The following is a 354-nucleotide window of genomic DNA, read 5'->3' as shown; positions in this document are numbered from 1 at the left end:
CGCTCATCCTGAGGCGGTACGCCGCGGCCGCGCTGGCGGTCCATGGCGCCGTGGTGGACGGCATCACTGTCGCAGCGTTGCTGGTCTTCGCTCTGGCGACCATGGCCGGCATGCGCAGCCAGATCGAGAGTGATCCGCAGGTGGCCATCATCTGCCTGGCGCTTGCCTTCGCCTGCAATCTCGGCATGCAGCTCGGCGGGGCCCTGGTGCTGCCGGGGGGCCTGCGCGAACGTCTGGCCGTCGGCCTGATTCTCGGAAACCGCAATGTCGGTCTGGTCTGGTCGGCGCTCGGTGCGGCAGCAACCCCGCGGATGGCGCTTTACTTCGCGGCGGTTCAGCTGCCGATCTACATCA

General features: G+C 68.1%; 1 protein-coding gene. It reads left to right on the top strand.

The features are described from left to right. Positions 1-354 (top strand): hypothetical protein (locus tag AB4Y92_RS26830; RefSeq protein ID WP_441822386.1); only part of this gene is annotated, 354 nt, incomplete at both ends.

It is taken from the genome of Lysobacter sp. TAB13 (genome assembly GCF_052113885.1).
Classification (GTDB): Bacteria; Pseudomonadota; Gammaproteobacteria; order Xanthomonadales; family Xanthomonadaceae; genus Lysobacter; species Lysobacter gummosus.
The sequence above is the reverse complement of the archived record's forward strand: the minus strand, read 5'-3'. Positions and strand labels throughout refer to the sequence as shown.